This window comes from Serratia sp. (in: enterobacteria) (genome assembly GCF_046715635.1).
Lineage (GTDB): Bacteria > Pseudomonadota > Gammaproteobacteria > Enterobacterales > Enterobacteriaceae > Chania.
Map to the genome: position 1 here is coordinate 1 of NZ_JBKJYW010000139.1, position 8,294 is coordinate 8,294.

Annotated in this window: 8 protein-coding genes; 6 read left to right on the forward strand and 2 right to left on the reverse strand. The window is 55.8% G+C overall.

The features are described 5' to 3' along the window. Nucleotides 1–100: 100 nt before the first annotated feature. Complete coding sequence (locus ACLQ7H_RS06790) at nucleotides 101–1,057, reverse strand: polysaccharide deacetylase family protein (protein WP_411752017.1); 957 nt, start codon at nucleotides 1,055–1,057, stop codon at nucleotides 101–103. Nucleotides 1,058–1,272: 215 nt separating this feature from the next. Between ACLQ7H_RS06790 and rfaQ the strand changes: the two genes are divergently transcribed. The 3 genes from rfaQ to ACLQ7H_RS06805 are packed head-to-tail and all read left to right on the forward strand — an operon-like array spanning nucleotide 1,273 to nucleotide 4,577. Further along, nucleotides 1,273–2,352: a putative lipopolysaccharide heptosyltransferase III gene (rfaQ, locus tag ACLQ7H_RS06795; RefSeq protein ID WP_411752018.1), complete on the forward strand. Its 1,080-nt coding sequence runs from the start codon at nucleotides 1,273–1,275 to the stop codon at nucleotides 2,350–2,352. Further along, the gene (locus tag ACLQ7H_RS06800) at nucleotides 2,349–3,476 is read left to right on the forward strand and encodes a glycosyltransferase family 4 protein (protein ID WP_411752019.1); all 1,128 of its coding nucleotides are present in this window, start codon (nucleotides 2,349–2,351) and stop codon (nucleotides 3,474–3,476) included. Before rfaQ ends, ACLQ7H_RS06800 begins: the two co-directional genes overlap by 4 nt. A gap of 3 nt (nucleotides 3,477–3,479) precedes the next feature. After that, nucleotides 3,480–4,577 carry a glycosyltransferase gene (locus ACLQ7H_RS06805; protein ID WP_411752020.1) on the forward strand — a complete coding sequence of 366 codons (1,098 nt, stop codon included), beginning with the start codon at nucleotides 3,480–3,482 and terminating at the stop codon, nucleotides 4,575–4,577. A 32-nt stretch (nucleotides 4,578–4,609) separates the two neighbouring features. On the opposite strand, the gene ACLQ7H_RS06810 is transcribed toward ACLQ7H_RS06805, so the two are convergent. Beyond that, a complete protein-coding gene (locus tag ACLQ7H_RS06810) occupies nucleotides 4,610–5,623 on the reverse strand; it encodes a glycosyltransferase family 9 protein (RefSeq protein WP_411752021.1) in 1,014 nt (337 codons plus the stop codon). Between the two features lie 123 nt (nucleotides 5,624–5,746). Here ACLQ7H_RS06810 and waaA point away from each other — a divergent pair, with 123 nt between their 5' ends. The 3 genes from waaA to coaD are packed head-to-tail and all read left to right on the forward strand — an operon-like array spanning nucleotide 5,747 to nucleotide 8,287. Next, on the forward strand, nucleotides 5,747–7,024 hold the full coding sequence (gene waaA, locus ACLQ7H_RS06815; RefSeq protein ID WP_411752022.1) for a lipid IV(A) 3-deoxy-D-manno-octulosonic acid transferase: 1,278 nt from the start codon (nucleotides 5,747–5,749) through the stop codon (nucleotides 7,022–7,024). After that, entirely contained in the window at nucleotides 7,025–7,798 is a 774-nt protein-coding gene (locus ACLQ7H_RS06820; protein ID WP_411752023.1) for a glycosyltransferase family 2 protein, read from the forward strand. It abuts the gene before it with no gap. A 3-nt stretch (nucleotides 7,799–7,801) separates the two neighbouring features. Next, nucleotides 7,802–8,287: a pantetheine-phosphate adenylyltransferase gene (gene coaD / locus ACLQ7H_RS06825; RefSeq protein ID WP_411752024.1), complete on the forward strand. Its 486-nt coding sequence runs from the start codon at nucleotides 7,802–7,804 to the stop codon at nucleotides 8,285–8,287. Nucleotides 8,288–8,294 lie beyond the last annotated feature (7 nt).

Here is an 8,294-nt window from a genome sequence, read left to right on the forward strand (position 1 = left end):
ACGGCTGTCGAAAGTCGCTGGCGGCTGGAAACGGCCGTGCTTTGCCGTATAGCGCCGCAAGAACCAGTCAGCGGCCTTGATTTTCCATTTTTTTGACATGTTAATTCACTTTCAGTTGATAGTATTCAGCCAAGGTCATGCCAACCGTACGCTGTTGCAACCAGGCAAACAGCTGCTCCAAATCGCGATATAACGCGTCAATATCCTGCTCGGTCTTGAACGTCGGGCTGCCTCCCGGCATAAACTCGGAAGAGTGCAGCATAAATTCGACGTAATCGTGCCCCTGCGCCAGAGAGCGTTCGACCACCAGCTTCATCTTGTCCAGATTGTTACCGGAGGGGCGCAGCCAATGCACCGACGGTGAACGCTTTTTACCCCGCAGACGGTCATAACCCTGCTTCAGCGCATTCATCAGCGCCGAGTGTTTATACTGAATGCTCATCGGCACTTCCAACAGCTTGGAATCACCGGGTTTGGCGATATTGGCCGGATCGATAAAGTAGGCCTGCGTGGGGAAATGGCGATAGTCGGTCCCGCCGTTGCCCTGCGGATTGCCTGGCGAATACTGCCAGTTACAGCGCGGGGTGACGGAACAATCAACCTGATAGCCATATTCCAGCAGCAATGAGGCATAAAACTCATTAAACGCCCAGCGCCCGGCACGATGGCTGAGCATCTTGGTCTGGAAAGTGTCTTCCAACAGCTTGGTCATATGATCGACCTTGGCGCGAATTTGATCGGCCGGGTATTCGATCAGATAGGGTTTATGCCGCCAGTCATCATCGGTGAGCGGCGTCAGCGGTGGGCTGTTCCAGGCGTGCAGGTGCATTCCCACTTCGCCAGTGCCGCGTGCTATCACGTCACGGGCAAATTCAACGTACTGTGCATCCACCGCCATTTCATAGTTGGTCAGGTAAACCGGCTTGCAGGCGTATTTTTCACACAGCGCCTGAAAACGCGGTAAAAAACGCGTGTTCTCGGTCGAAATGCGATCGTGGTTTTGCCACAAATTATCGCCTTCGGTATCAATCGTGATAAGAAACGCCGGTTTAGTCATACATTGGGAGCCTGATAGCCACAGATTTACGTTATGTTACGCAGCCCCATTCCTCAGGGCAAACGACTTTATCGCCTCGTTTGGACAACATTGAGCCGTATTTGTCTCCACCCGTAACTATTTTTTTCACCACGCGCAAGAAAACCGAGCAACAGTAGCCACATGCGATCGGGTCATTTAGAATCACAGATTGGTTTCCCTGAAAGCGACTGACTATGAACGACGCGCCAGCCCCTGTTTCTGCCACGCCCCTACAGCGTATTCTGATCGTCAAGCTGCGCCATCATGGCGATATGCTGCTGACCACTCCGGTCATCAATACGCTGCGGCAGAACTATCCCGATGCTCAGATCGACATCCTGCTGTACAAAGAAACGCAGGAGATGCTGGCAAGCAACCCGGCGCTGTCGCAAATCTTTGTCATCGATCGCCAGTGGAAAAAACAGGGCACCAAGGCACACTTGGGCCACGAACTGCATCTGATCCGTCAGTTGCAGGCACAACGCTACGATCTGGTGGTCAACCTGGCCGACCAGTGGCGCAGCGCGTTGATTACTCGTCTCACCGGTGCACGCATTCGCCTGGGCTTCGATTTCCCCAAGCGCCGGGGTTTCCTGTGGCGCTATTGCCACACTCAGTTGGTGCCGGTAGCCGGGCATGAACACCTGCATACCGTTGAACAAAACCTCTCGCTGTTGCAACCTCTGGGGTTACCTGTGCAAAACCAGCAGGTCACCATGAGCTATAGCCCACAAGATTGGCAGGCCAGCCACCAGCTTTTGCAACAAAATGGCGTCACCGGTAGCTATATCGTGGTACAACCCACTTCGCGCTGGTTCTTTAAATGCTGGAGCGAAGCAAAAATGGCGGCCACCATCAGCGCATTGCAGGCCGAAGGACACCCGTTGGTGATCACCTCGGGGCCGGATGCCAAAGAGCAGGACATGGTGGCGCAAATACTGAAACAGTGCCCACAACAAGGGGTGGTTTCTCTAGCCGGGCAGTTGACCCTGCGTCAGTTGGCGGCGTTGATCGACCATGCCAAACTGTTTATCGGGGTTGATTCTGTCCCCATGCATATGGCGGCGGCATTACAGACGCCCTGCGTGGCGCTGTTCGGGCCCTCCAAGCTGGTATTCTGGCGCCCCTGGCAGGTTATTGGCCAGGTCATTTGGGCCGGGGACTACGGCAGCCTGCCGGACCCGGATGCCATCGATACCGGTACCGATGAGCGCTACCTGGACCTTATACCTACAGACGTGGTGATTGCAGCCGCGCGGAGCACGCTTGCATGAAAGCATTTCGCCTGGCGATTGTCCGCCAAAAATACCGCCCGGACGGCGGGGCAGAACGTTTCGTTTCCCGTGCCCTGGAGGCGCTGGAACAACAAGATCTGGATCTGAATGTTATCACCCGCGAATGGCAGGGGGACGTCAACCCTAACTGGCACATCCACCTGTGCAACCCGATGAAGTTCGGGCGCATCAGCCGCGAACGCGGTTTTGCCGAAGCTGCTCGGGCCCTGTGGCAGAAAGAGAGTTTCGATCTGGTGCAAAGCCATGAACGCATCCCCGGCTGCGATATCTATCGCGCCGGTGACGGCGTCCATCGCCGCTGGCTGCTGCAACGGGCACGCCTGTTGCCGGAATGGCGGCGCAAATGGCTGTTCTCCAACCGTTATCACCGCTATGTGATGTGTGCCGAACGCGCCATGTATGCCGCGCCAGAGCTGAAAGCGGTGATCTGCAACGCCGAGATGATCAAACGGGAAATCATCGCCGATTTCGGCGTACCTGCCAATAAAATCACGGTGATCTACAATGCCATCGACAATCAGAAATTTTTACCGGCGAATGAGCAACAGCGGCAACAGTTGCGGGAGCAGTATCAGATCCCGCAACAGGCGCACTGCCTGATCTTTGTCGGTTCCGGCTTTGAACGTAAAGGGTTGGCAGCCGCTATTCGCGCCGTCGCCGCAACAGACAGCTACCTATTGGTAGTGGGTAAAGATAAAGCAGAAAAGCGTTACCGCTCACTGGCACAAAAGCTGGGTTGTGGTGACCGGGTACGCTTCATGGGCGTGCAGAAACAGACGTTGCCGTTCTATCAGGCCGCCGACGCCCTGCTGCTGCCAACGTTGTACGACCCATTCCCCAACGTGATTTTAGAAGCTATGTCATGCGGGCTCCCGGTGATCACCAGCACCACCTGTGGTGGCGCTGAGTTCATCACTCCGGGGCAAAACGGCTACGTCTGCGATGCGCTGGACGTCAGTGCCCTCACCGACGCTATCGTTGCACTGCCACAGCAAGCCCTGGGATCGAGCATGGGAGAGGCGGCGCGGCTGCGTATCATGTCGGCCACGCCAGCACACCTCTCAGAACAGCTCATATCGTTGTATAACCGACTGCTGGACTAACTTATGCGTATTCTGATGATTATCGACGGCCTGCCGGGCGGCGGAGCAGAAAAGGTAGTGCTTACCCTGTGCCAGGGCATGCAGCAGTTGGGGCATGACGTCAGCCTGATCTCATTGCGTGACGTCTGCAACTATCCGATCCCCACCGGCATCCATTATCAGGTGCTCAGCGACAACTGCCGATCGCCTTGGCGTAAACTGACCGAGCTGGCACGCCGCGCAGCGATGCTAGATCGCGCGGTTGCCGCCAACGAGCAACAGCACGGCCGTTATGAGCTGGTGTTCTCCAACCTGCATAAGACCGACCGTATCGTCAGCCATAGCAAAGTGCTGGATAGCACCCGGCTGTGGTTCTGCATTCACGGCATCCTGTCCACCTCCTACCTGGGTCACCGTACTGGCCTCGATCGCTGGCTGAAAAGTCGCAAGGTCGCGGGGGTCTACCAGCGGCAGAATATCGTTGCCGTCTCGCAGGCGGTGGGTAACGATCTCCAGCAAAATCTGGGGATTGCACCTAGCCGGCTGGCGGTGATCAACAACCCGTTCGATATCGCCGCCATCGAACAGCAGGCGGCAGAGCCCTGTGAACTGGCAGGCAAAGACTACCTCGTGCATGTAGGCCGTTTTCATTCACATAAACGCCACGACCGCCTGCTGAAAGCCTACGCACTGTCTGGTATCCAGGCCCCTTTGGCGCTGGTGGGCGCCGGCAATGAAGCGCAAATCAACGAGGTCAAACGCCTTGCCACAGAGTTAAACATTAGCGATCGCGTGCTGTTCCTCGGTTTTCAGGCCAATCCCTATCCCCTGATCAAACACGCCGCGATGCTGGTGCTCAGTTCAGACAGTGAAGGGTTCGGTAACGTGCTGGTTGAAGCCTTGCTGTGCGACACTCCGGTCGTCAGCACCCGTTGCCCTGGCGGGCCTGAGGAAATTCTGGAAAAGGCGGGGTTGACTCATGCACTGGCGGAATTAAATGAAACCTCGCTGGCGGAAAAAATGGCAGAGATTTATGCCCAGCCGCCGGTCATTAATCACCAGCAGTTGCTGAGCTATGGCCTGGAACCTATTTGCCAGCAGTATCTGGCGTTAAAGAAATAAGTCCAGGCAGGTTTACCCTGCCTGGTTGTTAATTAATGCAAGGCCTGTATTTCTTGCCAGACCTCATCGACGGTAACATCAACGCAATCACCCGACTCGGTTTGCAGGATCCGATATTGCCCGCTCCACGGATGCCAAGACTCTTTATCCGTATCGCCAAAGAATACCACCATGCTTTTATTCAATGCCGCGGCCAGATGCATCTGCCCACCGTCGCTGCACAGCACTCTGTCGCATAGCTCGAAACCGGCCAGCAGCTCGCGAACCGAGGCCGTTGGGTAAAGTGCCACCCGTTCATTCTGGCAACCAGCCAACAGCTGTTCCGCCCGCTTTTGATCGCCGATATCATCAGGCGTCAGCGTCCCCTGCGGTGACCAGAAGATCAGTACGCCGGTGGTGGGATCGGCAACCAGGCGGTTGATGATTTCGGCATAGCGTTCAATAGGCCAGCGCCGTTTCGGGCTACGGCTGCTGATATGTACGGCAAACACCCGTTCAACCGGGGGCAGCAGGCTATGCAAACGTTGCTGCGCTTGCTGCTGTTCTTCCGCAGTGAGGAAAACCTTCACCGGAGGAATGGCAATGGAGCGATCGGTGATGGCAGACAGGTAGCTGAAGGTATGTTCCACCTGATGCTTGCCGCGAAAATCTGCCGCACGGAAAGGGTGATGAATTTCACTGGTACCAAGATCTGCGCCGATAATATTGTTAACCCCGGCCATTTTTGCCAGGCGCAGGCTATATTTGCACGGCACCGGGTTAGCCAGAATAGCCGCATCAAACTTTATTTTTCTCAGCTGTAAAAATATCATCAGCCGTTCAAAATATACCCCAAGGGTGGTCTCATTCTTGGCCTTGTGTTTGGCCTTCTTATAAACAAACACCTTGGTGAGATGCGGGTTATTTTTCACCACATCCTGGCTGACTTTATTGATAAGCAGATAGAGGTTGGCGTCAGGGTAAGCCATTTTCACCCCTTCAATCAGTGGGGTAGTACACACGAGATCGCCAATATTGTCGCGGCGGATAATTAAAATATTCTTCATTACAAACCTATCGGCGACATCTCTCGCCTGTTGTCCCAACCTGACACCGAGCCACCAAGTTAGCGCCTTTCCCTTCCGGTTATGGTACTATTCTGGGTAACCCATATAAATGAAATTGATAGAATGCTGCTCCGTTTATATCAGGTACTACTCTACCTTATCCAACCCCTGATCTGGCTCCGCTTACTGCTGCGCAGCCGCAAAGCACCAGCCTACCGTAAACGCTGGGCGGAACGCTATGGTTTCTGCGCCGGGAAAGTGGTATCGGGCGGCATTATGCTGCATTCCGTTTCTGTTGGCGAAACCCTGGCGGCGATCCCGCTGGTTCGCGCCCTGCGCCATCGTTACCCTTACTTGCCGATTACTGTGACCACAATGACGCCAACGGGTTCCGAACGGGTGCAGTCCGCTTTCGGTAAAGATGTGCATCATGTCTACCTGCCTTACGATCTGCCAGGTTCGATGCGCCGTTTCCTCGACCAGGTGGATCCCAAGCTGGTGATCATCATGGAAACCGAGCTGTGGCCCAACCTGATTAACGCCCTGCACCAGCGCCAAATCCCGCTGGTGATCGCCAACGCGCGCCTTTCCGCCCGCTCAGCGGCTGGCTACAAGAAAATCGGCGGTTTTATCCGTGATATCCTGCGCCGCATTACCCTGATCGCTGCGCAAAATCAGGAAGACGGCGAGCGCTTTATCGAACTGGGCCTGAAGCGTTCACAGCTGACCGTCACCGGCAGCCTGAAATTCGATATCTCCGTAACACCAGAGCTGGCGGCCAAAGCCGTTACGCTACGCCGCCAATGGGCACCACGCCGCCCGGTGTGGATCGCCACCAGCACTCACGAAGGTGAAGAAACCATTCTGCTGGAAGCCCACCGCCGGTTGCTGGAAAAACACCCCGACCTATTACTTATCCTGGTACCGCGCCACCCAGAGCGCTTCCCAACCGCCAAAGAACTGACGCAAAAAGCGGGCTTCAGCTACACCACCCGCAGCAGCGGCGAAATCCCTTCCGGCAGCACGCAGGTGGTGATTGGCGATACCATGGGTGAACTGATGCTGCTGTACGGCATTGCCGATCTGGCCTTCGTCGGTGGCAGCCTGGTTGAGCGCGGGGGGCATAATCCACTGGAAGCGGCCGCCCATGCCATTCCGGTGCTGATGGGCCCACATACGTTCAACTTCAAAGATATCTGCGCCAAACTCTCCGAAGCGGGCGGGATGATCACCATCAGCGATGTCGATTCCTTGGTGAAAGAGATAGAAACGTTGCTGACCGATGAAGATTATCGCCGCTATTACGGCCGCCACGCGGTTGAAGTGTTGTATCAGAACCAGGGGGCGCTGCAACGCCTGCTGCAGCTGTTGGAGCCACACCTGCCGCCACGGAGCCACTGAATGAGCCACCGTAACAGCCTGTCGGTAGTGATGATCGCCAAAAACGAAGCCGAGTTGCTGAGCGAATGCCTGCAATCGGTCGCCTGGGCTGATGAAATCATCGTGCTCGACTCCGGCAGCAGCGACGGTTCCGTCGCTTTGGCAGAAAGTCTGGGTGCCAAGGTGTTTACCCATACCGACTGGCGAGGCTTCGGCAAGCAGCGGCAGAAGGCGCAAAGCTACGCCACTCAGGACTATGTACTGATGATCGACGCTGATGAACGCGTCACGCCAGAATTGCGCCATTCTATCGAACAGGTATTAGCCAACGCCGACGATAACGTCGTCTACAGCCTGGGCCGCCGTAACCTGTTTCTTGGCCGCTTTATGCGCCACAGCGGCTGGTATCCCGATCGGGTCAACCGGCTGTACGCCAATCAGCGCTATCGCTATAACGACGACCTGGTCCATGAATCCCTCAACACCGGCGGCGCAAAAGTCGTGCCGCTGCAAGGCGATCTGCTGCACCTGACCTGTCGTGACTTTTTTGCTTTCCAACGCAAACAGCTGCATTACGCCGAACAGTGGGCAATCCAACGCCATCAGGCCGGTAAGCGCTGCGGTTATCTGTCGATCCTCACCCACACGCTAGGGGCGTTCTGCAAAACCTGGCTGCTGCGGGCCGGTTTCCTCGACGGCAAACAGGGCTTGCTGTTAGCCGTGGTCAACGCGCAATATACCTTCAATAAATATGCCGCACTGTGGGCATTGGGCCGCAACTATTCAGAGAAGTAAACCATGAGCAGCAAAGCCATCTACCCAGGTACCTTCGATCCAATGACCAACGGCCATCTGGATCTGGTCACCCGCGCCTCACTGATGTTTGATCACGTGATCCTGGCCATTGCCGCCAGCTCGAGCAAAAAACCGTTGTTTACGCTGGAAGAACGCGTTGCCCTGGCCACGCAGGTGACCTCTCATCTGGATAACGTCGAGGTGCTGGGGTTCAGCGAGTTGATGGCGCACTTCGCCGCCCATCAGAACGCCAATATTCTGATACGCGGCCTGCGTGCGGTGTCCGACTTTGAATATGAATTACAGTTGGCGAACATGAACCGCCATCTGATGCCAACGCTGGAAAGCGCATTTCTGATGCCTTCCGAGCAGTGGTCATTTATCTCTTCTTCCTTGGTAAAGGAAGTAGCACGTCATGGCGGCGACATCGCACCGTTCTTGCCGGATGTCGTCACCAAAGCGCTGATGGAAAAGCTCGCCGCGCAGTAATCAGTGC

Bases quoted from the DNA above. Each gene is read 5' to 3' on its own strand.
- ACLQ7H_RS06820 (WP_411752023.1), top strand. From the start codon at position 7,025: ATGAGCCACCGTAACAGCCTGTCGGTAGTGATGATCGCCAAAAACGAA.
- ACLQ7H_RS06790 (WP_411752017.1), bottom strand. From the start codon at position 1,057: ATGACTAAACCGGCGTTTCTTATCACGATTGATACCGAAGGCGATAAT.
- rfaQ (WP_411752018.1), top strand. From the start codon at position 1,273: ATGAACGACGCGCCAGCCCCTGTTTCTGCCACGCCCCTACAGCGTATT.
- ACLQ7H_RS06800 (WP_411752019.1), top strand. From the start codon at position 2,349: ATGAAAGCATTTCGCCTGGCGATTGTCCGCCAAAAATACCGCCCGGAC.
- coaD (WP_411752024.1), top strand. From the start codon at position 7,802: ATGAGCAGCAAAGCCATCTACCCAGGTACCTTCGATCCAATGACCAAC.
- waaA (WP_411752022.1), top strand. From the start codon at position 5,747: ATGCTGCTCCGTTTATATCAGGTACTACTCTACCTTATCCAACCCCTG.
- ACLQ7H_RS06805 (WP_411752020.1), top strand. From the start codon at position 3,480: ATGCGTATTCTGATGATTATCGACGGCCTGCCGGGCGGCGGAGCAGAA.
- ACLQ7H_RS06810 (WP_411752021.1), bottom strand. From the start codon at position 5,623: ATGAAGAATATTTTAATTATCCGCCGCGACAATATTGGCGATCTCGTG.